Below are 21,551 nucleotides of genomic sequence, written 5' to 3'. Positions count from 1 at the left end.
ACCCAAGAGATGTACCTAACAAACGTTAGGTGGAAGGTAGCTGATGCGGCTATGGGTGTCTCCACCTCGTCCCCCGAAAAGGGGATTTCCGTTGTCACGGTTGACTTCCCGCCGGTGAACGCGTTGCCGGTGCGCGGCTGGTTCGAGCTGGCCGACGCGCTGCGCGGGGCGGGGCGTGATCCGTCCGTCGGGTGCGTGGTGCTGGCGGCGGAAGGGCGCGGGTTCAACGCCGGGGTGGACATCAAGGAGATCCAGGCGGCGGGGCGGCGTGCGCTGATCGGCGCCAACCAGGGCTGCGCGGAGGCGTTCGCCGCCGTGTACGAGTGCGAGGTGCCGGTGGTCGCCGCGGTGCACGGTTTCTGTCTGGGAGGTGGGATCGGGCTGGTGGGCAGCGCGGACGCGATCGTGGCGAGCGACGACGCCACGTTCGGGCTGCCGGAGCTCGACCGGGGTGCGCTGGGTGCGGCGACGCATCTGGCCCGGCTGGTCCCCCAGCACCTGATGCGCGCGCTGTATTACACCTCGCGTACGGCGACGGCGGCCGAGCTACGGGGGCACGGCTCGGTCTGGAAGGTCGTATCGCGCGCCGAACTGCTCACCGCGGCCCTGGAGTTGGCGCGCGAGATAGCCGCCAAGGACGCCCGGCTGATCCGGCTGGCCAAGGCCGCGATCAACGGCATCGACCCCGTCGACGTCCGCCGCAGTTACCGCTTCGAACAGGGCTTCACCTTCGAGGCCAACCTCGACGGGGTGGCAGACGAGCTCCGCGACACCTTCGGCAAGCCCGAAACCAAGCCGGAAGCGAAGGGACCTGAGGGGGAACCGGGTGAGTGACAAGACGATGACCTCCGACGAGGCCGCCTCGCGGCTGGAGAGCGGGATGACGCTCGGCATCGGCGGCTGGGGTTCGCGCCGCAAGCCCATGGCCCTGGTGCGAGCACTGCTCCGTACCGAGATCACCGATCTCACCGTCGTCTCGTACGGCGGCCCGGACGTAGGCATGCTCGCCGCCGCCGGCCGCATCCGAAAGCTGATCGCCGCTTTCGCCACCCTCGACTCGATCCCCCTGGAACCCCACTTCCGCGCGGCACGCGAGCGGGGGGCCTTCGAGCTGATGGAGATCGACGAGGCGATGTTCATGTGGGGCCTGCACGCGGCCGCCAACCGCCTCCCCTTCATGCCGGTAAGGGCAGGCATCGGCTCCGACGTGATGCGGGTCAACCCGGAGCTGCGGACCATCACCTCCCCCTACGCCGACGGCGAGACCTTCGTGGCCATGCCCGCCCTCCGCCTGGACGCGGCGCTCGTCCACGTCAACCGCGCCGACCGCCAGGGCAACGGCCAGTACCTGGGCCCGGACCCGTACTTCGACGACCTCTTCTGCGAGGCCGCCGACACGGCGTACGTCTCCTGCGAACGCATCGTCGACACGGCGGACCTGGCCAAGGAGGCCCCACCCCCCTCACTCCTCCTCAAACGCCATGTCGTGACAGGCGTGATCGAGGCCCCGGGCGGCGCGCACTTCACCTCCTGCGTCCCCGACTACGCCCGCGACGAGGCCTTCCAGAAGACCTACGCGACAACCCCCTGGCCCGAGTTCGCGGCGCGTTTCCTCAGCGGCGACGAGCAGGCGTACCAGTCGGCGGTCAAGGAGGCGACGTGTCCGGAGTGAGCCGCGCCGAGTACTGCGTGATCGCCTGCGCCGAGACCTGGCGCGACGCGGGCGAGATCCTCGCGAGCCCGATGGGCCTGATCCCTTCCATCGGCGCCCGCCTCGCCCGCCACACCTTCTCCCCGGACCTGCTCCTCACCGACGGCGAGGCCCTGCTGGTCACCCCGGACGGCACCGTCGAGGGCTGGCTCCCCTACCGCCAGCACCTCACCCTGGTCACCGGCGGCCGCCGCCACGTGATGATGGGCGCGAGCCAGATCGACCGTTACGGCAACCAGAACATCTCCTGCATAGGCGACTGGACAAAACCGAAACGCCAACTGCTCGGCGTACGCGGCGCCCCCGTCAACACCCTCAACAACCCCACCAGTTACTGGATCCCGAAACACTCCCGCCGTGTCTTCGTCGAGAAGGCCGACATGGTGTGCGGAGTGGGCTACGACCACGCCCTCGACGCACGCCACCACCGCATCCCCCGCGTCGTCTCCGACCTCGGCGTCTTCGACTTCACCACCCCGGACCGCTCGATGCGGCTGGCGTCCCTGCACCCGGAAGTCACCGTCGACCAGGTCAAGGAGGCGACCGCCTTCGCCGTTACCATCCCGGACGACGTGCCGTACACCCGTGACCCGACCCCCGCCGAACTGCACCTGATCCGCGAGGTGATCGACCCGCGGAACACCCGCATCCGCGAGGTCGAGGCCTGATGGAAACGGCACTCACCCGCCTGACAGGTGTCCGCCACCCCATCGTCCAGACCGGCATGGGCTGGGTGGCGGGCCCCCGCCTGGTCTCCGCCACAGCCAACGCGGGCGCCCTCGGAATCCTGGCCTCCGCGACCATGACCCTCGACCAGCTGCGTACGGCGATCCAAGAGGTCAAGTCCCGCACGGACGCCCCCTTCGGCGTCAACCTCCGCGCCGACGCGACGGACGCCGGCGACCGCGTACGCATCATGATCGAGGAGGGCGTGCCCGTAGCCTCCTTCGCCCTGGCCCCCTCCCCCGACCTGATCACCGAACTCAAGCAAGCAGGCATAGTCGTCGTCCCCTCCATAGGCGCCCGACGGCACGCCGAGAAGGTCGCGGCCTGGGGTGCGGACGCCGTGATCGTGCAGGGCGGCGAGGGCGGCGGCCACACCGGCGAGGTGGCGACAACGGTCCTCCTCCCGCAGGTCGTGGACGCCGTGGACATCCCGGTCGTCGCGGCAGGCGGCTTCTTCGACGGACGGGGCCTGGTCGCGGCGCTGGCCTACGGCGCGACCGGCATCGCCATGGGCACGCGTTTCCTGCTCACCTCGGACTCGACGGTGCCGGACCCGGTGAAGGCCCGCTACCTGGCGGCCACCGTCAAAGACATCACCGTGACCCGCGCGGTCGACGGCCTCCCCCACCGCATGCTCCGCACAGACCTGGTCACCGCACTGGAAAACGCCGGCCGCCTGAAAACCCTCTCCCAGGCGATCCGCCACGCAGCCGCCTTCCACAAGCTCTCCGGCCTGACCTGGCGCCAACTCCTCCAAGACGCCCTCACCACCCGCCACGGCAAAAATCTCACCTGGAGCCAACTCCTCCTCGCCGCCAACACCCCCATCCTCCTCAAGTCCGCGATGGTCGACGGCCGCACGGACCTGGGAGTGATGGCAGCGGGCCAGGTCAGCGGGGTGATCGACGACCTGCCGTCATGCGCGGAGCTGGTGGAGCGGGTGATGAAGGAGGCCGCGCAAATCATCGACGGGCTCGCACCCGGCGCTGTGGCTGAGCGGGGGTAGGCTGCGCGACTCGGCGCTACGAGGTGCCGCTGCGCCCGCCCTCCCCCACTCTCGGCTTCGCTCGAGCGAGAGGTACCCCCATCGCCCCAGCGGCACGACTGCCCGCAGCTACGACGGCGGGTCAGCCCCTTCAAACCCGCTCAACAATCGTCACGTTCGCCTGCCCCCCGCCCTCGCACATCGTCTGGAGCCCGAACCGCCCCCCCGTGCGCTCCAACTCGTGCAGCAGAGTCGTCATCAGCTTGGCGCCCGTCGCACCCAGGGGGTGCCCGAGGGCAATCGCGCCCCCGTTGACGTTGACCTTCGCCGGATCCGCCCCCGTCTCCTTCAGCCAGGCCAGCACGACGGGCGCGAACGCCTCGTTGATCTCGACGAGGTCGATGGTGTCCAGCGAGAGGCCGGTCTTCTTCAGGGCGTACGCGGTCGCCGGTATCGGGGCGGTGAGCATACGGATGGGATCCTCGCCGCGCACGGAGAGGTGGTGCACGCGCGCGCGTGGCCGCAGCCCGTGTTCGCGTACCGCCCGCTCGGAGGCGAGCAGCAGCGCGGCCGCACCGTCGGACACCTGGGAGGAGCACGCGGCGGTGACAGTGCCCCCGTCGATCACCGGTTTCAGCGCGGCCATCTTCTCCAGCGAGGTGTCCCGGCGCGGCCCCTCGTCCACGGCCACACCCCCGTACGCGACGGTCTCCTTCTCGAAGCGCCCTTCGTCAATGGCCCGCACCGCCCGCTGATGCGACCGGAGCGCGTACTCCTGCTGGTCCTCCCGGCTGATCCCCCACTTGGAGGCGATCATCTCGGCCCCGACGAACTGGTTCACCGGCCGCTCCCCGTACCGCGCCCGCCACCCCTCACTCCCCGCGAACGGCCCCTCGGTGAGCCCGAGCGGCACGGCGGCCTGCCGGGAGGCGAAGGCGATGGGGACCATGGTCATGTTCTGCACGCCACCCGCGACGACCAGGTCCTGCGTGCCGGAGAGCACGGCCTGGGCGGCGAAGTGCACGGCCTGCTGAGAGGAGCCGCACTGCCGGTCGACGGTCGTCCCGGGCACCTCCTCCGGCAGCCCGGCGGCCAGCCAACTGGTCCGCGCGATGTCACCGGCCTGCGGCCCCACCGCGTCCAGACAGCCGAAGACGACGTCCTCCACGGCGGCGGGATCGATGTCGGCGCGCCCCACCAACTCCTTCAGCACATGCGCGCCCAGATCGGCCGGATGAACCGCGCCGAGCCCTCCCCCACGCCGCCCGACGGGCGTACGGACCGCTTCGACGATGTAGGCCTCGGCCATGGCAACTCCCCTGCTTCCACGATGAGTTGAACGGGTTCAATGAGCTACGTGCGTACGGCGATCCCGTCCAGCACCATCGACAGGTACTGCCGGGCGATCTCCTCCGGGCTGTGCTGTCCCCCGGGCCGGTACCAGGACGCGGCGACCCACACGGTGTCGCGCACGAACCGGTAGGTGAGCCGCATGTCGAGGTCGGCCCGGAAGACCCGGGCCGCGACGCCGCGCTCCAGCGTGGACAGCCACGCCTTCTCGAACCTGCGCTGCGACTCGGCGAGGAACGCGAACCGTTCCTGCGCGACCAGCTGCTTCGCTTCCTTCTGGTAGATCGCGACCGCGGCCCGGTGCCGGTCGATCTCCCGGAACGACTCGGTGACCAGCGCCTCCAGGGTTTCTCGCGGCCCCGACTCGGCCGCCAGGACGGTGTCGTAGCCGTCCCAGAGCTCGTCGAGGAAGGTCCGCAGGATCTCCTCCAGCATCGATTCCTTGGAGTCGAAGTGGTAGTAGAGGCTGCCCGCGAGCATGCCCGCGTGGTCCGCGATCTTGCGTACGGTGGTGGCGTTGTAGCCCTGCTCGGCGAAGACCTCGGCGGCGGTGTCGAGGAGTTCGCGGCGACGGGCGGGCGCGGCGGTCACCTGGGGCTTCTTCTGGGCCGGCGTCGTGGTCGGCTTCTTGGTCGGCACGGTTCCATTGTGGTCCTGTCGTCTTCCTAGGCGTGCTGGCTGCTGACGGAGATGACCTCGCCCGTCATGTACGACGAGTAGCCGGACGCCAGGAACACGATCACGTTGGCCACTTCCCAGGGCTCGGCGTACCGCCCGAAGGCCTCCCGCGCGGTCAGCTCTTCCAACAGCTCGTCCGTCGTCACCTTCACCAGATGGGGGTGCATGGCGAGGCTCGGCGAGACGGCGTTGATCCGCACCCCGTACTCGGCGGCCTCCATCGCGGCACACCTGGTCAGCGCCATCACCCCCGCCTTCGCCGCCGCGTAGTGCGCCTGCCCGGCCTGGGCGCGCCAGCCGACGACGGAGGCGTTGTTGACGATGACGCCACCGGGTTCCTGTTCACAAAAGAGTCGCAGCGCAGCCCGTACGCACCGGAACGTGCCGTTCAGCGTCACATCCAGCACCTTCGACCACTGCTCGTCGGTCATGTCGACGATCCGCGACGTCCCCCCGAGCCCCGCGTTGTTGACCACGACGTCCAACCGCCCGTGCTCCCTCACCGCCGCCTCGAACAGCGCGCGCACCTGAGCCTCGTCCGTCACGTCACACGGCACCGCACCGACCCGCTCCCCGCCGAACTCCCCGGCCAGCTCGGCCTCGTACTCCTTGAGCCGTCGCGCGTGCGCGTCGCTGATCAGCACGCGTGCGCCCTCCTCCAGGAAGCGTCGCGCGGTCGCCCCGCCGATGCCCGCGCCGGCCGCCGCGGTGATCACGGCGGTGCGTCCGCTGAGCAGTCCGTGCCCGGGAACGTACGCCGGACCCTCGACGTTCTTCATGACAGCACGCTAACCTACCAAACACTTGTTAGGGAAGGAGGGTGGCCCGTGGACCTCGCCCATTCCCCGGCCGACGAGGCCTTCCGCGCCGAGGCGCGCGCCTGGCTGCGCGCCCATGTCCCGTCCGAGCCGCTGCCCTCCCTGGAGACGGAGGAGGGCTTCGCTGCCCACCGCGCCTGGGAGGCCGAACTGACTGTGGACCGCTGGTCGGTGGTGAGCTGGCCGACCGCGTACGGCGGGCGCGACGCGGGCCTGATGCGCTGGCTGATCTTCGAGGAGGAGTACTACGCGGCGGGCGCCCCCGGCCGGGTGAGCCAGAACGGCATCAGCCTCCTCGCCCCGACCCTCTTCGACCACGGCACTGAGGAGCAGCGGGCCCGTGTCCTGCCGTCCATGGCCTGCGGCGAGGTCGTCTGGGCGCAGGCCTGGTCGGAGCCCGAGGCCGGCTCGGACCTGGCCTCGCTCACCTCCAGAGCCGTACGCGCGGACGGGGGCTGGCGCTTGAGCGGCCAGAAGACCTGGTCGTCGCGTGCCGCCTTCGCGGACCGGGCGTTCGGCCTGTTCCGCAGCGAGCCGGGCACCCCCAAGCCCCACCAGGGCCTGACGTATCTGATGTTCGACCTGCGCGCCCCCGGCGTCACGGTCCGCCCCATCGCCCGCCTCGACGGAAAACCGGCCTTCGCGGAGCTCTTCCTGGACGACGTGTTCGTGCCGGACGAGGACGTCATCGGCGAGCCCGGCCAGGGCTGGCGCATCGCGATGTCCGCCGCGGGCAACGAACGCGGTCTGACGCTCCGATCCCCCGGCCGTTTCCTCGCCTCCGCGACCCGGCTGCACGACCTGTGGAGCGCGCGGGGGTGCCCGGCGTCGACGAGCGACCGCGTGGCCGACGCGCTGATCGGCGCCCGCGCCTACCAGCTGTTCACCTACGCGGCCGCCTCCCGCTTCCTCCAGGGCACCCCGCTCGGCCCGGAATCCAGCCTGAACAAGGTGTTCTGGTCCGAGTACGACATCGCCCTGCACGAGACGGCCCTCGAACTGCTCGGCGAGGAGGCCGAGTTGGCTGTGACCGACTGGACCGAGGGCTATGTCTTCTCCCTCGCCGGCCCCATCTACGCCGGCACCAACGAGATCCAGCGCGACATCATCGCCGAGCGCCTCCTCGGCCTGCCGAAGGGCCGCCGCTGATGTCGTCGCAGATGCCGCCGCAGATGCGTTTCCTCCTCTCCTCGGAACAGCGGGCGTTCGCCGAGTCGCTGGACGCGATGCTGACCGCCGCGGACACTCCCGCGGTCGTACGGGACTGGGCGCGGGGCGAGCACACGGCGGGGCGGGCGCTGTGGTCCCGTATCGCGGAGCTGGGCGTGTTCGCGCTGGCCGTCCCGGAGGCGTACGACGGTGTGGGCCCCCTCCCCGTCGAACTTGCCGTCGCCTTCGTGGAGTTGGGTCGGCACGCGGTGCCCGGCCCGCTGGTGGAGACGGTCGTGGCGGCGGTGACCCTGGCCGGGCTGGACGACCCGGGTCCGGCGAAGCGCCTGTTGCCGACGCTGGTTTCCGGGGAGGCGATGGCCACGCTCGCGCCCGCGGGGTCGTACGCCCTGGACGGGGACTCGGCGGCGACCCGGCTGTCCCTGAGCGACGCCGAACTGCGGCTGGCCCCCGGCCACGGCCCGGTCCGGCCCTCCCTGGACCCGGCCCGCCGCCTGACCTCCCTCGCACCCGGCGGCGAACTCCTTGCCACGCACCCACCCGCCGCGCGGGCCCTCACCTGGGCCCGACTCGCGGTCGCCGCCCAGGCCCTCGGCGTAGGGCTCGCCCTCCTCGACCGGACCGTCACCTATGTCAGGCAGCGGGCCCAGTTCGGCGTGTCCATAGGTTCGTTCCAGGCGGTGAAGCACCGGCTGGCGGATGCGAAGGTGGCGTTGGCGTTCGCGCGCCCGCTGGTCTTCGGGGCCGCGGTCACCCTGGACCCGGCCGACGTGGCCGCCGCCAAGGTCACGGCCTGCGAGGCGGCGTACACGACCGCCCGTACCGCGCTGCAACTGCACGGCGCGATCGGCTACACGGCGGAGTACGACCTGTCGCTGTGGCTGACCAAGGCCCGTGCGTTGCGCACGGCCTGGGGCAGCCCCACGGCATGCCGGAACGATGTCCTCAGTGGTGGTGGTCGCCGCTGGTGACCTCCCGGTACTCCTCCACCGTCGGCTTGGGGACGCGTGTCCCCGGCCCGAACATTGCCCGGGCCAGGTGGGCGCGCAGCCGCCGGCTGGGTTTGACCCGGCGCCGTACGCCACCGGCGTCGACGAGCGGGCCGATCTCGTACGGCTGTTCCTGTTCGTGCTGGGTGAGGGTGAACAGCTGCTCCTGCGAGAGCCCCTCATGGACCTCGACGAACTCGCCGTGCGGCAGCCGCTTGATGATGCCGGTCTCGCGGCCGTGCAGCACTTTGGCGCGGTCCCGGCGCTGGAGCCCCAGACAGATCCGTTTGGTGATGATGAAGGTGGCGACGGGCACGACGAAGAAGGCGATGCGCACGAACCAGGTGATCGCGTTGATGGAGAGATGCAGATGGGTGGCGACGATGTCGTTGCCGCCGCCGATCAGCAGGACACCGTACAGGCTCAGCCAGGCCGCGCCCAGTCCGGTGCGCACGGGCACGTTGCGTGGCCGGTCGAGGATGTGGTGCTCGCGTTTGTCGCCGGTGATCCAGGCCTCGATGAACGGGTAGACGAGGATGGCCATCATGATCAGCGGGAAGAGGGAGAAGGGGATGAAGACGCCGAGGGCGAGGGTATGGCCCCAGGCGTTGATCTCCCATCCCGGCATCACCCGGATCAGGCCCTCGGAGAAGCCGAGATACCAGTCGGGTTGGGCGCCGGTGGTGACCAGGTCGGGGCGGTAGGGGCCGAAGGCCCACACGGGGTTGATGGTCGCGATCGCGCCCATGAAGGCCAGCACCCCGAAGACGAGGAAGAAGAAACCGCCGGCCTTGGCCATGTAGACCGGCATGAACGGCATGCCCACCACCGACTTCTGGTCCCGTCCGGGCCCGGGGTACTGGGTGTGCTTGTGGTAGAAGACCAGGATCAGATGGGCGGTGACCAGGCCCACCATGATCCCTGGCAGCAGCAGGATATGGATCGGGTAGAGCCGCGCGATGAAGTCCTCACCAGGGAACTCGCCGCCGAACAGGAAGAAGGAGAGGTACGTCCCCACGATCGGGACGGACAGGAGGGCGCCCTGGGCGAAGCGGAGGCCGGTGCCGGAGAGCAGGTCGTCCGGGAGCGAGTAGCCCGTCAGGCCGGTGATGATGCCGAGGAACAGCAGCGTCCAGCCGAACGCCCAGTTCAGCTCGCGCGGCTTGCGGAACGCGCCGGTGAAGAACACCCGCATCATGTGGAGGATCATCCCGGCGACGAAGACCACCGCCGCCCAGTGGTGGATCTGCCGGATCAGCAGACCGCCGCGTACGTCGAAGCTGATCTCCAGCGTGGACTCGTACGCCCGTGTCATCAGGATGCCGTTCAGCGGCTCGTAGGTGCCGTTGTACTCGACCTCGATGGTGCTCGGGTCGAAGAAGAGGGTCAGCCAGACGCCGGTGAGGATCAGGACGAGGAAGCTGTAGAGGCTGATCTCGCCGAGCATGAAGGAGGGGTGGTCCGGGAACACCTTGCGCAGATTGGCCTTGGCGATGCCGTAGATCCCGAGCCGCCCGTCGGACCAGTCCGCGAAGCGCTCCCCCTTTCCGATCTCGCCCCGCCGTCGCCGGCCGCTCGCCGCGGCGCTCCTTTCACCGCCGCCGTCCGTCCCGACCGCTCGCGCGCCGTCCATGCGTCGCCTCCCATCGGCTCGTCCCAGAGTGGCACCCACGTCCGTTGCCGTAAATGGGGCCCACTCCCCACTTATGCCACGCGGGTCGCACTCCTTATCCGACGATCCGAGAGTCCGCTTATGTGACATCCACCTGGACCGCTTACCCGCTCATGCGACGATCCCCTGGGCCCGTGCCGCCACCAGCCACTTCGGGAACTCGCCCACCAGTCGGTCGTACAACTCCCCGTCCGAAACCCGCCGAGGGTCGGCACCCGCATGGAAGAACCCGGCGTTGTCGACGACCCGCTTGCCCGGCACCGCCAGCTCGTCCAGCTTCCGCAGAAAGTCGAACTGCTTGCTGTCCTTGTCCCCGAACCCGATGAACTGCCAGAACAACGGCAGCCGGGCGGCCTTGCACAGATACCGTTCCGCCGCGAGCTTGTTGATGGGGCCGCCGTCGGTCTGGAAGACGACGAGGGCGGGGACCCGAGAGCCACCCGCGGAATGGTCCAGGTAGTGGTCGATCACGGCGTCCATGGCCAGGTGGTAGCTGGTCTTTCCCATGTGGCCGAGCCCCGCCACGATCCGCTCGACGCGGCCCTGGTGGTCGGCGAGGGCGATGTCGGTCACGGCGTCGATGTCCGTCGAGAAGAAGACGACGGGCACGCTCCCGTCGTCGTCGAGGTGCGCCGACAGCCCGAGCACGCGGTCGGCGAGGGCCTGGACGCTGCCGTCTTTGTAGTACGGCTTCATGGAGCCGCTGTAGTCGACGACGAGATAGACGGCGGCCCTCACCCCGTCCAGCCCGTGCTTGGCGAGGGACACTCCGGCGGTCTTGTAGAGGTCGACGAGGGCCGGGGCGGTGTCCCGCACCTTGGTGAGGCTGATAGCGGGCATGGGGTTCTCCTGATGCGGGGCACGAGGTGGTTCGACGGAAGAGGCATCGGCGGAAGACCGAGGTCGTGGGCGTGCCGAGGCTACGACACCCAAAACACCTCCCCCCTCCGCCTCCCCACCCAAAGTTCGCTATTTTGTTCGCCGCCGCCCTCACCGGCTCGTCATCAGTCCGCACCCAACAAGGAGCCGGTCGTGGAATCCGAGTCCCCGTCCCCCTCGCCGTCCGAGCCTGCCGTCACCACGTGCTACCGCCACCCGAAGGTGGAGTCGTACGTCCGCTGCACCCGCTGCGAGCGCTTCATCTGCCCCGACTGCATGCACGACGCCGCGGTGGGCCACCAGTGCCCGGAGTGCGTGAAGGAGGGCGCCCGGACGGTCCGTCAGGCCCGCACGGCCTTCGGCGGCCGGATCTCGACCGTGCCGCTGGTGACGTACGTCCTGATCGCTCTGAACGTCCTGGCCTACGTGGGCGAACTGATCCGCCCGGAGATCGTGGACGACTTCGCGATGCTGGGCCGGGGTCTGCTCGGCCCGGACGGGCTCCACTATGTCTGGCAGGACATCTACCCGGCCGACTTCCACCCCGAAGGCGTCATCGACGGTGAGTGGTACCGCCTCCTCACCGGCGAGTTCCTCCATCTGCCGCCCACCCAGGGCACGTTCGGCATCCTCCACATCGTGATGAACATGGTCACCCTGTGGAACGTGGGCCGGATCGTCGAAGCCCAACTCGGCCGCGCCCGCTACCTCGCCCTCTACCTCCTCTCCGGCCTCGGCGGCGCCGTCCTGGTCCTCCTCCTCGCCCCGGACGACAGCACGGTCGGCGCCTCCGGCGCGATCTTCGGCGTCTGCACCGCCTACTACGTCCTCGCCCGCCGCCTGGGCGCCGACCCATCGAGCGTCAACCGCTTCATGATCGGCCTGCTGCTGTGGCTCGTCATCTCCGCGGTGGCCACCTCCTGGCAGGGCCACCTCGGCGGCCTCCTGACGGGCGGCCTCGTGGCTCTCGCCTTCGCCTACGCCCCTCGCGACCGACGCCGCGCGCTGATCCAGGCGGGGGCGTGCGCGGGGGTGCTGGCGCTGTTGGTGGTGCTGGCGGTGGGGAAGGTCGCGGCGATGACGGGCTGAGGCGAGGCCCCGGAGAAACGCCACCGAACATGCGGCGGCGCCTGCCCAGTCGTCCGGTCGGGGACTGGCGGGCAGGCGCCGTCTGTGTTCCGTACGCCTTTGTACGGGACGTCTGTTGATCCGGTGGATCAGACCATCAGCGAGCGGTCCGTAGGCCGGATCGGCGCAGGCAGGTCGCTCGCTCCCGTGAGGAAGCGGTCGCAACCGCGCGCCGCCGAGCGGCCCTCGGCGATCGCCCACACGATCAGCGACTGACCACGACCCGCGTCACCGGCCACGAAGACACCCGGCACGTTCGTCTGGAAGTCGGCGTCGCGGGCGATGTTGCCGCGCTCGTCGAGCTCCAGGCCGAACTGCTCGACCATGCCGTTCTCACGGTCGGTGCCGGTGAAGCCCATGGCGAGAGTGACCAGCTGGGCGGGGATCTTGCGCTCCGTGCCCGGCTTCTGGGTCAGCTTGCCGTCGATGAACTCGACCTCGACGAGGTGCAGCCACTGGACGTTGCCGTCCTCGTCGCCCTCGAAGTGGGTGGTGGAGACGGAGTAGACCCGCTCGCCGCCCTCCTCGTGGGCCGAGGTGACCTTGTAGAGCATCGGGAAGGTCGGCCACGGCTGGTGCGGGGCACGGTCCTCGCCCGGCCTGGGCATGATCTCCAGCTGCGTGACGGAGGCCGCGCCCTGGCGATGAGCCGTGCCCACGCAGTCGGCGCCGGTGTCACCGCCACCGATGACCACGACGTGCTTGCCCTCGGCCGAGATCGGGGAGGTGACGTAGTCGCCCTCCTGGACCTTGTTGGCCAGGGGCAGGTACTCCATGGCCTGGTAGATGCCGGAGAGTTCGCGGCCGGGGACCGGGAGGTCGCGGGCGGTGGTGGCGCCCGCCGCGATGACGACGGCGTCGTACCGCTTCTTCAGGTCCGTCGCCTTGAGGTCGCGGCCGATCTCGATGCCCGTACGGAAGCGGGTACCCTCCGCGCGCATCTGCTCGATACGGCGGTTGATGTGCCGCTTCTCCATCTTGAACTCGGGGATGCCGTAGCGGAGCAGACCGCCGACACGGTCGGCGCGCTCGTACACGGCGACCGTGTGGCCGGCCCGCGTCAGCTGCTGGGCGGCCGCCAGGCCCGCCGGGCCCGAGCCGATGACCGCGACCGTCTTGCCGGACAGGCGCTCCGGGATCTGCGGCGCGACATCACCGCTGTCCCACGCCTTGTCGATGATCGAGACCTCGACGTTCTTGATGGTCACGGCCGGCTGGTTGATGCCGAGCACGCACGCCGACTCGCACGGGGCCGGGCACAGGCGGCCCGTGAACTCCGGGAAGTTGTTCGTGGCGTGCAGGCGCTCCGACGCGGCCGCCCAGTCCTCGCGGTAGGCGTAGTCGTTCCACTCGGGGATGAGGTTCCCGAGCGGACAGCCGTTGTGGCAGAACGGGATACCGCAGTCCATGCAGCGCGACGCCTGCTTGCTGATGATCGGCAGCAGGGAGCCGGCGACGTAGACCTCGTTCCAGTCCTTCAGCCGTACGTCGACGGGGCGGGACTTGGCGACCTCACGGCCGTGGTTGAGAAAGCCCTTGGGATCAGCCATTGGTCGCCGCCTCCATCATCTTCTCGGTGATCTCGGTCTCGGAGAGACCGGCTCGCTCGGCGGCGTCCTTGGCGGCGAGCACTGCCTTGTACGTGCTGGGGATGATCTTGCTGAAGCGCTCCACGGCCACGGGCCACTCGGCGAGCAGCTTCTCGGCGACCGTCGAACCGGTCTCCTCCGCGTGGCGGCGCACCACGTCGTGCAGCCACTGCTTGTCGTCGTCGGAGAGGGCCTCGACGGCGCCCACGTTGCCGACGTTGACGTTGTCGCGGTTGAGGTCGATGACGTACGCGATGCCGCCGGACATACCGGCCGCGAAGTTACGGCCCGTCTCGCCGAGGACGACCGCGTGGCCGCCGGTCATGTACTCGCAGCCGTGGTCGCCCACGCCCTCGGACACCACCGTCGCGCCGGAGTTACGGACACAGAACCGCTCGCCCGTACGACCCCGGAGGAACAGCTCGCCGCCGGTCGCGCCGTAGGCGATGGTGTTGCCCGCGATTGTGGAGAACTCGGCGAGGTGGTCGGCGCCCCGATCGGGACGGACGACCACACGGCCGCCGGAGAGCCCCTTGCCGACGTAGTCGTTGGCGTCGCCCTCCAGGCGCAGCGTGACACCGCGCGGGAGGAAGGCGCCGAAGGACTGGCCCGCCGAGCCGGTGAACGTGATGTCGATGGTGTCGTCGGGCAGACCGGCCCCGCCGAACTTCTTCGTCACCTCGTGGCCGAGCATCGTGCCGACGGTGCGGTTGATGTTGCGGACCTTGACCTGGGCGCGGACCGGCTGGGCGTCGGTGGCGTCGTTCGCGGCCAGGGCGTCGGCGGCGAGCTTGATCAGCTCGTTGTCAAGCGCCTTCTCCAGGCCGTGGTCCTGCTCGATCAGCTGGTGGCGCACCGCGCCCTCGGGCAGCTCGGGCACGTGGAACAGCGGCTCCAGGTCCAGGCCCTGCGCCTTCCAGTGGTCGACCGCGCGGGTCACGTCGAGCGCCTCGGCGTGGCCGACGGCCTCCTCGATGGAGCGGAAGCCCAGCTCGGCGAGGAGTTCGCGGACCTCTTCGGCGATGAACTGGAAGTAGTTCACGACGTACTCGGCCTTGCCGGAGAACCGGTCGCGGAGCGTCGGGTTCTGCGTGGCGATGCCGACCGGGCAGGTGTCCAGGTGGCAGACGCGCATCATGACGCAGCCGGAGACGACCAGCGGCGCGGTCGCGAAGCCGAACTCCTCGGCGCCGAGCAGGGCGGCGATGACCACGTCACGGCCGGTCTTCAGCTGGCCGTCGGTCTGGACGACGATGCGGTCGCGCAGACCATTCAAAAGCAAGGTCTGCTGGGTCTCGGCGAGGCCGAGCTCCCAGGGACCGCCGGCGTGCTTCAGCGACGTCAGCGGCGAAGCACCGGTACCACCGTCGTGGCCGGAGATGAGGACGACGTCCGCGTGCGCCTTCGACACACCCGCCGCGACCGTGCCGACGCCGACCTCGGAGACCAGCTTGACGTGAATCCGCGCCTGCGGGTTCGCGTTCTTCAGGTCGTGGATCAGCTGGGCCAGGTCCTCGATCGAGTAGATGTCGTGGTGCGGCGGCGGGGAGATGAGACCCACGCCCGGCGTCGAGTGACGCGTCTTCGCGACCCACGGGTACACCTTGTGGCCGGGCAGCTGACCGCCCTCACCGGGCTTGGCGCCCTGGGCCATCTTGATCTGGATGTCGTCCGCGTTGACCAGGTACTCGCTCGTCACACCGAAGCGGCCGGAGGCGACCTGCTTGATGCTGGACCGGCGCGCCGGGTCGTACAGACGGTCCGGGTCCTCGCCGCCCTCACCGGTGTTGGACTTGCCGCCCAGCTGGTTCATGGCGATGGCGAGCGTCTCGTGCGCCTCGCGGGAGATCGAGCCGTACGACATGGCGCCGGTCGAGAACCGCTTGACGATCTCGGAGACCGGCTCGACCTCGTCGATGGAGATCGGCCGCCGGTCCGACTTGAAGCCGAACAGGCCGCGCAGCGTCATCAGGCGCTCGGACTGCTCGTTCACGCGGTCCGTGTACTTCTTGAAGATGTCGTAGCGCTTGGTGCGGGTCGAGTGCTGGAGGCGGAAGACCGTCTCCGGGTCGAACAGGTGCGGCTCGCCCTCGCGGCGCCACTGGTACTCGCCGCCTATCTCCAGGGCGCGGTGGGCCGGCGCGATGCCGGACGCCGGGTAGGCCTTGGCGTGGCGGGCGGCGACCTCCTTGGCGATGACGTCGATGCCGACGCCGCCGATCTTGGTGGCGGTGCCGTTGAAGTACTTCTCGACGAAGTCGTCGGCCAGGCCGACGGCCTCGAAGACCTGGGCGCCGCGGTAGGAGGCGACCGTGGAGATGCCCATCTTGGACATGACCTTGAGGACGCCCTTGCCGAGGGCGTAGATCAGGTTGCGGAGGGCCTGCTCGGCCTCGATGTCGGAGAGGAACGTTCCGGCGCGGACGAGGTCCTCGACGGACTCCATCGCCAGGTACGGGTTGACCGCCGCGGCGCCGTAGCCGATGAGCAGGGCGACGTGGTGGACCTCGCGGACGTCACCGGCCTCGACCAGCAGGCCCACCTGGGTGCGCTGCTTGGTGCGGATGAGGTGGTGGTGGACGGCCGCGGTGAGCAGCAGCGACGGGATCGGCGCGTGCTCGGCGTCCGAGTGGCGGTCCGACAGGACGACCAGGCGGGCGCCGTTGTCGATGGCGTTGTCGACCTCGGCGCAGATCTCCTCGATGCGCGCGGCGAGGGCGTCGCCGCCGCCGGAGACCCGGTACAGGCCGGAGAGGGTCGCGGCCGTCATGCCGGGCATGTCGCCGTCGGCGTTGATGTGGATGAGCTTGGCCAGCTCGTCGTTGTCGATCACCGGGAAGGGCAGGGTGACGCTGCGGCACGACGCGGCGGTCGGCTCCAGGATGTTGCCCTCGGGGCCCAGCGAGGAGCGCAGAGAAGTGACCAGCTCTTCGCGGATCGCGTCCAGCGGCGGGTTGGTGACCTGCGCGAACAACTGGGTGAAGTAGTCGAACAGCAGACGCGGGCGCGAGGACAGCGCGGCGATCGGCGAGTCCGTACCCATGGAGCCGATCGGCTCGGCACTGGCCTTGGCCATGGGCGCGAGGATGACGCGCAGTTCCTCCTCGGTGTAACCGAAGGTCTGCTGGCGGCGGGTGACCGAGGCGTGGGTGTGCACGATGTGCTCGCGCTCGGGCAGGTCGGAGAGCTCGATCTCGCCGGCCTCCAGCCACTCCGCGTACGGGTTCTCCGCGGCGAGCTGTGCCTTGATCTCGTCGTCCTCGATGATGCGGTGCTCGACGGTGTCGACGAGGAACATCTTGCCGGGCTGCAGGCGGCCCTTGCGGACGACCTTGGAGGGCTCGATGTCGAGGACGCCGACCTCGGAGCCGAGGACGACGAGGCCGTCGTCGGTGACCCAGTAGCGGCCGGGGCGAAGGCCGTTGCGGTCGAGAACGGCACCGACCTGCTTGCCGTCGGTGAAGGTGACACAGGCCGGGCCGTCCCAGGGCTCCATCATCGTGGAGTGGTACTGGTAGAAGGCGCGCCGGGCCGGTTCCATGGAGTCGTGGTTCTCCCACGCCTCCGGGATCATCATCAGCACGGAGTGCGGAAGCGAACGGCCGCCGAGGTGGAGGAGCTCCAGGACCTCGTCGAACGAGGCAGAGTCGGAGGCGTCCGGCGTACAGATCGGGAAGATCCGCTCCAGCTTCTCCGCCGGGCCGAACAGGTCGGACACCAGCTGCGACTCACGGGCGCGCATCCAGTTGCGGTTGCCCATGACGGTGTTGATCTCGCCGTTGTGCGCGACGAAGCGGTACGGGTGGGCGAGCGGCCACGACGGGAAGGTGTTCGTGGAGAAGCGCGAGTGGACGAGCGCGATGGCCGAGGCGAAGCGGCGGTCGGACAGGTCCGGGAAGAAGGGCTCCAGCTGGCCGGTGGTCAGCATGCCCTTGTAGACGATGGTCCGCGCGGACAGCGAGGGGAAGTAGACGTCGACCTCGCGCTCGGCGCGCTTGCGCAGCACGAAGCTCTTGCGGTCGAGGTCGATGTCCTTCGAGGTGCCGTCGGTGACGAAGACCTGGCGGAAGGAGGGCATCGTCGAGCGGGCCGTGGCGCCGAGCAGTTCGGGGGCGACGGGCACCTCGCGCCAGCCGAGGACGGTGAGGCCCTCCTCGGCGGCGATGGCCTCGATACGGGCGGCGGCGTCGTCCGCGCCCTCCTCGGGCAGGAAGGCGATACCGACGGCGTACGAGCCGGCCTCGGGCAGCTCGAATCCGGCCACCTCACGGAAGAACGTGTCCGGGACCTGCGAGAGAATGCCGGCGCCGTCCCCCGAATCGGGTTCCGAACCGGTCGCCCCTCGGTGCTCCAGGTTGCGCAGAACCGTGAGCGCCTGCTCGACCAGCGCATGGCTCGCCTCGCCGGTGAGGGTGGCCACAAAGCCGACGCCACAGGCGTCGTGCTCGTTGCGGGGGTCGTACATACCCTGCGCAGCAGGGCGAGCATCCATGAACGACCACTTCTGGCCATTCTCGGAGTGCTGGGACGGCTGGCGCGGCGTACGCATCGGCTCTCCCGTCGTCGTCTATCTGGCATGTGCAAGTGCCGAGGGACGACGTTGGCCCTCTGCGCGGAGTGCAAAATTTCGTGCAGGTTACATGATGAAACGGTTCTCGGGAACTGGATACTTCGTTTCAACATGCGGGACGCCGCGAGCGCGGAGCGGGTGCTGCGCACGGCGGCGGGATAAGGGGAGCCAACCGGACAGATCGATGTCCATCGGCTCGGCGCAGGGGGCGGTGCCGCCCACTACTGGAGGTACTACCGGAGGTTGCGGAGCAGGCGTCGTTGCCCGCGGCGCTTACGGCTCATGCCCAGCGGTTAAGCATTCGAAACCGCCTGGTAACGGCTACTTATGCGGCCCATCGCATACGTAGCCATCCGATCCATCGTACGGCGGCTCAGAACAGGCTGCCCAGGGCGTACGTCACACACAAGCCCGTCCATCGCGCCGACCTGTTCGAGGAATCGTTGCCGCTCATTCGTACATGGGCCCGCACAGATGTCGACCGGGTGATACGAGCGCGTTCCGGGCGCCGGTGAGGCCCTCGATGTGGCAGAGATCTGCAAGAGAGATCCAGAAATCTTCAGAGCGGATCAACTGCCCACAGGGCCAGAGAGGCGACCGTATGCCTTCCATCGCCTGCGTTCCTTCGGTCCCGGCACCCGGGGACGCCACCGATCTGCGCGACCGGGCGCGCGGCGCCATGCTCGGGCTCGCCATCGGGGACGCGCTGGGGGCACCCGCGGAGAACATGAAGCCCTCCGAGATCCGCGCACGCTGGGGCCGTATCACCGGGTACGTGGCGGAGAGCCCCTCGGGCACGGACGACACCGAGTACGCCATCTTCTCCGGGCTGCTGCTGGCCCGGCACGGCTCGGCGCTCACCGTCACGCATGTGGAGACGGCCTGGCACCAGTGGATCGCGGACCAGGACGAGGGGCCGTTCCGGGGCGCCGGCTTCAGCGAACGCGGCACTCTGGAGAACCTCCGCCGGGGCCTGGCCGCACCGATCTCCGCCCAGCACCGGCACGCCTGGAGCGACGGCCTGGCGATGCGCGCGGCCCCCTTCGGCGTCTTCGCGGCGGGCCGCCCGGCGGAGGCCGCCCGCCTGGTCGCCATCGACGGCTCGGTCAGCCACGAGGGCGAGGGCATCTACGGCGGCCAGGCGGTCGCCGCGGGCGTGGCGGCGGCGATGGCGGGCGCCCCCACGATCGCCGTCGTGGCCTCCGCCCTCGCCGTGATCCCCGACGACTCCTGGACCGCCCGTTCCCTGCGCCGCGCGGTCGCCGGCGCCCACCGCGGCGAACGAGCGGTCCGCTCCGCGGTCGTCATCGGCGGCTACCCCTGGACCGACCTGGCCCCCGAAGCCGTCGCCCTCGCCTTCGGCGCCTACGCGGCAGCCGACGGCGACTTCTCCGAGTCCGTCCTCACCGCGGTCAACATGGGCCGCGACGCCGACACGACGGCGGCGGTGGCGGGCGCGCTGGCCGGAGCGACCCGGGGAACCTCGGCCATCCCTCCCGCCTGGGCCGCGGCCATCGGCCCCGCCCGAGGCAGCTGCCTCCCCTCGATGGCCGGCCACCACGTCCTGGACGTAGCGGAACTACTGGTCCCGAGCGAGGGCGGCAAGTGGACCACAACCACGCAGTCCCAACACCACGACACCTGGCCACCCCCGCCCCCCACCACCTACGCCCCGGCCCCGGACAACCCCACGGAGACCCCGTCATGACACCACCCGCCCCTTGGGAGGAAACGACGCCTGCGGCAATGCCTGTGCCGGGTGAGGGGGCGACGTCTGTCGCGACGCCCGCGCCGGGGGATGAGACCACGCTTGCCACAACGTCCACCACGTGGGACGGGGCGACGCCTGCCCCAACGCCCGCGCCGGGGAAAGAGGCGGCACATGGCTCACCGCCCGCCCCATGGGGCGAGACGACACCCGTCGCGCCGCCCGCCCCATGGGGCGAAGCGACGGCCGTCGCACCGTCGACCTCGCGGGGCAGAGCAACGCCCGCCGCAAGGGAACTCACGGTCACGGCGAAGCCGATCGAACCCGCGGCCGCCGACGGTGGGGGCGCCCCGCAGGGGGCACCCGCACTCGACGACGAAAGTCGCACGAGTGGTGCGGGTGGGAATGGGAAAACGAGGGCCGAAGGCGAAGCCGAGGCCGAGAGGCGCCGCCCGCACCCCCGCCGTATCGAAGGCCTCCTCCTCGGCCTGGCCGCAGGCGACGCCGCCGGCTGGCCCGCCGCACGGCACCGCGCCGCCCGCATGCCGGAGTGGACCCGCCGACTCACCCGCGAACTGGACACCTTCGCCGAGCAGAACGCGACGACCACCCTCCCCGTCCCGATCGCACTCAACCAACCCCCGGAACCCCTACGCCTCGGCCCCTCCGACGACGCGGAATGGGCGGCCTTCGCCGCGGAGGCCCTCCTCCGCGCCGGCGACGCGGCCGCCCTCGGCGACCTCAGCCTGGAACGCCGTACCCGCGCCTCCATCGACCTCTCCTGGAACACCGTGGCCAGCGAAATCGCCGCGGCCGCCGAACGCGCCCCCGAGGTCGAGTCCGCCGTACTCCCCCTACGTGCCCGCATCTCCGTACGCGCAGGCCTCGGCAACCTCGCCACCGGCCTCCGTCCACCCGCCACCGGCCACGACAACCCGCACTACTTCGACGACGCGGCCTGCGTACGCGCCTGCGTCCTGGCGGTCGCCCACCCGGGTAACCCCCAACTCGCCGCCGACCTCGCCGAGTTCGACGCCCGCTACACCCAGGACGGCGACGGCGTGCACGGCGCCCGCGCCATGGCCGCCGCCGTGGCGCTCGCCCTCGTCGGCGCGGACGTGGACGACTGCGCGACCGCCGCCCTCGCTGAACTACCGGCGGAAACGGAGATCGGCCGCAACGCCCGCCACGCCCTGCTCCTCGCCCAACACCACAAAAGAGAAGGAACATTCGCTCTGGTCCCGCTCCTGGAGCACCAGATCGTCGACCACGTCTACAGCTACGGCATCGCCGCCGCCGAGACCGTCCCCGTCGCCCTCGCCCTCGCCACCGCCGCACACGGCCGGATCGACGAGGCGGTCCCCGCCGCCGCCTGCCTCTCCCGGGTCGCCGACTCCGCCCCCGCCCTCGCCGGCGCCCTGACCGGCGCACTCAGCGGCGGCACCGCCATCCCCGACGCCTGGCGGGACGCCTGCCGCACCCTCTCCGGCTGCGCCCTCCCCCGCCTCACCGGTACGGATCTCGTACACCTCGCCGAACTTCTCGCAGCCACGGAACTCGCCGCCCCCGGAGGATGAT

The 21,551-nt window shown here is 70.2% G+C and carries 16 protein-coding genes; 9 read left to right on the top strand and 7 right to left on the bottom strand.

Annotated features, from left to right (window positions below):
- Positions 1-51 precede the first annotated feature (51 nt).
- Genes F3T56_RS01025 through F3T56_RS01010 form a run of 4 tightly spaced genes read left to right on the top strand, consistent with a single transcriptional unit; the run spans position 52 to position 3,443 of the window.
- Positions 52-834: an enoyl-CoA hydratase family protein gene (locus tag F3T56_RS01025; RefSeq protein WP_149822713.1), complete on the top strand. Its 783-nt coding sequence runs from the start codon at positions 52-54 to the stop codon at positions 832-834.
- Positions 827-1,672, top strand: a complete 846-nt coding sequence (locus F3T56_RS01020; RefSeq protein WP_149822712.1) for a CoA transferase subunit A — start codon at positions 827-829, stop codon at positions 1,670-1,672. The genes F3T56_RS01025 and F3T56_RS01020 overlap by 8 nt, the downstream gene beginning before the upstream one ends.
- Entirely contained in the window at positions 1,660-2,379 is a 720-nt protein-coding gene (locus F3T56_RS01015; protein ID WP_149822711.1) for a CoA-transferase subunit beta, read from the top strand. Before F3T56_RS01020 ends, F3T56_RS01015 begins: the two co-directional genes overlap by 13 nt.
- Positions 2,379-3,443 (top strand): NAD(P)H-dependent flavin oxidoreductase, encoded by a 1,065-nt coding sequence (locus tag F3T56_RS01010; protein WP_149822710.1) that lies wholly within the window; start codon positions 2,379-2,381, stop codon positions 3,441-3,443. The genes F3T56_RS01015 and F3T56_RS01010 overlap by 1 nt, the downstream gene beginning before the upstream one ends.
- 130 nt (positions 3,444-3,573) lie before the next feature.
- On the opposite strand, the gene F3T56_RS01005 is transcribed toward F3T56_RS01010, so the two are convergent.
- Genes F3T56_RS01005 through F3T56_RS00995 form a run of 3 tightly spaced genes read right to left on the bottom strand, consistent with a single transcriptional unit; the run spans position 3,574 to position 6,229 of the window.
- Entirely contained in the window at positions 3,574-4,731 is a 1,158-nt protein-coding gene (locus F3T56_RS01005; protein WP_149822709.1) for an acetyl-CoA C-acetyltransferase, read from the bottom strand.
- A 44-nt stretch (positions 4,732-4,775) separates the two neighbouring features.
- Complete coding sequence (locus F3T56_RS01000; protein WP_149822708.1) at positions 4,776-5,411, bottom strand: TetR/AcrR family transcriptional regulator; 636 nt, start codon at positions 5,409-5,411, stop codon at positions 4,776-4,778.
- A gap of 26 nt (positions 5,412-5,437) precedes the next feature.
- Positions 5,438-6,229, bottom strand: coding sequence for an SDR family oxidoreductase (locus F3T56_RS00995; protein ID WP_149822707.1), 792 nt, complete (start codon positions 6,227-6,229; stop codon positions 5,438-5,440).
- A 48-nt stretch (positions 6,230-6,277) separates the two neighbouring features.
- Here F3T56_RS00995 and F3T56_RS00990 point away from each other — a divergent pair, with 48 nt between their 5' ends.
- Both F3T56_RS00990 and F3T56_RS00985 read left to right on the top strand, forming a co-directional pair.
- Positions 6,278-7,417 (top strand): acyl-CoA dehydrogenase family protein, encoded by a 1,140-nt coding sequence (locus F3T56_RS00990; RefSeq protein ID WP_149822706.1) that lies wholly within the window; start codon positions 6,278-6,280, stop codon positions 7,415-7,417.
- A gap of 23 nt (positions 7,418-7,440) precedes the next feature.
- Positions 7,441-8,409 (top strand): acyl-CoA dehydrogenase family protein, encoded by a 969-nt coding sequence (locus F3T56_RS00985; RefSeq protein ID WP_149822876.1) that lies wholly within the window; start codon positions 7,441-7,443, stop codon positions 8,407-8,409.
- On the opposite strand, the gene qcrB is transcribed toward F3T56_RS00985, so the two are convergent.
- Together qcrB and F3T56_RS00975 are read right to left on the bottom strand one after the other, a co-directional pair.
- Positions 8,384-10,060 carry a cytochrome bc1 complex cytochrome b subunit gene (gene qcrB, locus F3T56_RS00980; protein ID WP_149822705.1) on the bottom strand — a complete coding sequence of 559 codons (1,677 nt, stop codon included), beginning with the start codon at positions 10,058-10,060 and terminating at the stop codon, positions 8,384-8,386. The genes F3T56_RS00985 and qcrB overlap by 26 nt on opposite strands.
- 150 nt (positions 10,061-10,210) lie before the next feature.
- Positions 10,211-10,939, bottom strand: coding sequence for a vWA domain-containing protein (locus F3T56_RS00975; RefSeq protein ID WP_149822704.1), 729 nt, complete (start codon positions 10,937-10,939; stop codon positions 10,211-10,213).
- A gap of 192 nt (positions 10,940-11,131) precedes the next feature.
- On the opposite strand from F3T56_RS00975, the gene F3T56_RS00970 reads away from it, so the two are divergent.
- Positions 11,132-12,067 (top strand): rhomboid family intramembrane serine protease, encoded by a 936-nt coding sequence (locus F3T56_RS00970; protein ID WP_149822703.1) that lies wholly within the window; start codon positions 11,132-11,134, stop codon positions 12,065-12,067.
- A 128-nt stretch (positions 12,068-12,195) separates the two neighbouring features.
- Here F3T56_RS00970 and F3T56_RS00965 read toward each other — a convergent pair whose 3' ends face one another.
- Both F3T56_RS00965 and gltB read right to left on the bottom strand, forming a co-directional pair.
- A complete protein-coding gene (locus F3T56_RS00965) occupies positions 12,196-13,656 on the bottom strand; it encodes a glutamate synthase subunit beta (RefSeq protein ID WP_149822702.1) in 1,461 nt (486 codons plus the stop codon).
- Positions 13,649-18,244: a glutamate synthase large subunit gene (gene gltB / locus F3T56_RS00960; RefSeq protein WP_149822701.1), complete on the bottom strand. Its 4,596-nt coding sequence runs from the start codon at positions 18,242-18,244 to the stop codon at positions 13,649-13,651. The genes F3T56_RS00965 and gltB overlap by 8 nt, the downstream gene beginning before the upstream one ends.
- 622 nt (positions 18,245-18,866) lie before the next feature.
- Here gltB and F3T56_RS00955 point away from each other — a divergent pair.
- A complete protein-coding gene (locus F3T56_RS00955) occupies positions 18,867-19,973 on the top strand; it encodes an ADP-ribosylglycohydrolase family protein (protein ID WP_149822700.1) in 1,107 nt (368 codons plus the stop codon).
- The gene (locus tag F3T56_RS00950) at positions 19,970-21,550 is read left to right on the top strand and encodes an ADP-ribosylglycohydrolase family protein (RefSeq protein ID WP_149822699.1); all 1,581 of its coding nucleotides are present in this window, start codon (positions 19,970-19,972) and stop codon (positions 21,548-21,550) included. The genes F3T56_RS00955 and F3T56_RS00950 overlap by 4 nt, the downstream gene beginning before the upstream one ends.
- The last annotated feature ends 1 nt before the right edge of the window (position 21,551 follow it).

It is taken from the genome of Streptomyces tailanensis, assembly GCF_008386495.1.
GTDB lineage: Bacteria > Actinomycetota > Actinomycetes > Streptomycetales > Streptomycetaceae > Streptomyces > Streptomyces tailanensis.
The sequence above is the reverse complement of the archived record's forward strand: the minus strand, read 5'-3'. Positions and strand labels throughout refer to the sequence as shown.

What these genes read in the sequence shown, in the direction of transcription:
- F3T56_RS01025 (WP_149822713.1), top strand. Translation starts at nt 52, where the DNA reads ATGGGTGTCTCCACCTCGTCCCCCGAAAAGGGGATTTCCGTTGTCACG.
- F3T56_RS01010 (WP_149822710.1), top strand. Translation starts at nt 2,379, where the DNA reads ATGGAAACGGCACTCACCCGCCTGACAGGTGTCCGCCACCCCATCGTC.
- F3T56_RS01005 (WP_149822709.1), bottom strand. Translation starts at nt 4,731, where the DNA reads ATGGCCGAGGCCTACATCGTCGAAGCGGTCCGTACGCCCGTCGGGCGG.
- F3T56_RS00995 (WP_149822707.1), bottom strand. Translation starts at nt 6,229, where the DNA reads ATGAAGAACGTCGAGGGTCCGGCGTACGTTCCCGGGCACGGACTGCTC.
- F3T56_RS00985 (WP_149822876.1), top strand. Translation starts at nt 7,441, where the DNA reads ATGCGTTTCCTCCTCTCCTCGGAACAGCGGGCGTTCGCCGAGTCGCTG.
- qcrB (WP_149822705.1), bottom strand. Translation starts at nt 10,060, where the DNA reads ATGGACGGCGCGCGAGCGGTCGGGACGGACGGCGGCGGTGAAAGGAGC.
- F3T56_RS00975 (WP_149822704.1), bottom strand. Translation starts at nt 10,939, where the DNA reads ATGCCCGCTATCAGCCTCACCAAGGTGCGGGACACCGCCCCGGCCCTC.
- F3T56_RS00965 (WP_149822702.1), bottom strand. Translation starts at nt 13,656, where the DNA reads ATGGCTGATCCCAAGGGCTTTCTCAACCACGGCCGTGAGGTCGCCAAG.
- gltB (WP_149822701.1), bottom strand. Translation starts at nt 18,244, where the DNA reads ATGCGTACGCCGCGCCAGCCGTCCCAGCACTCCGAGAATGGCCAGAAG.
- F3T56_RS00955 (WP_149822700.1), top strand. Translation starts at nt 18,867, where the DNA reads ATGCCTTCCATCGCCTGCGTTCCTTCGGTCCCGGCACCCGGGGACGCC.
- F3T56_RS00950 (WP_149822699.1), top strand. Translation starts at nt 19,970, where the DNA reads ATGACACCACCCGCCCCTTGGGAGGAAACGACGCCTGCGGCAATGCCT.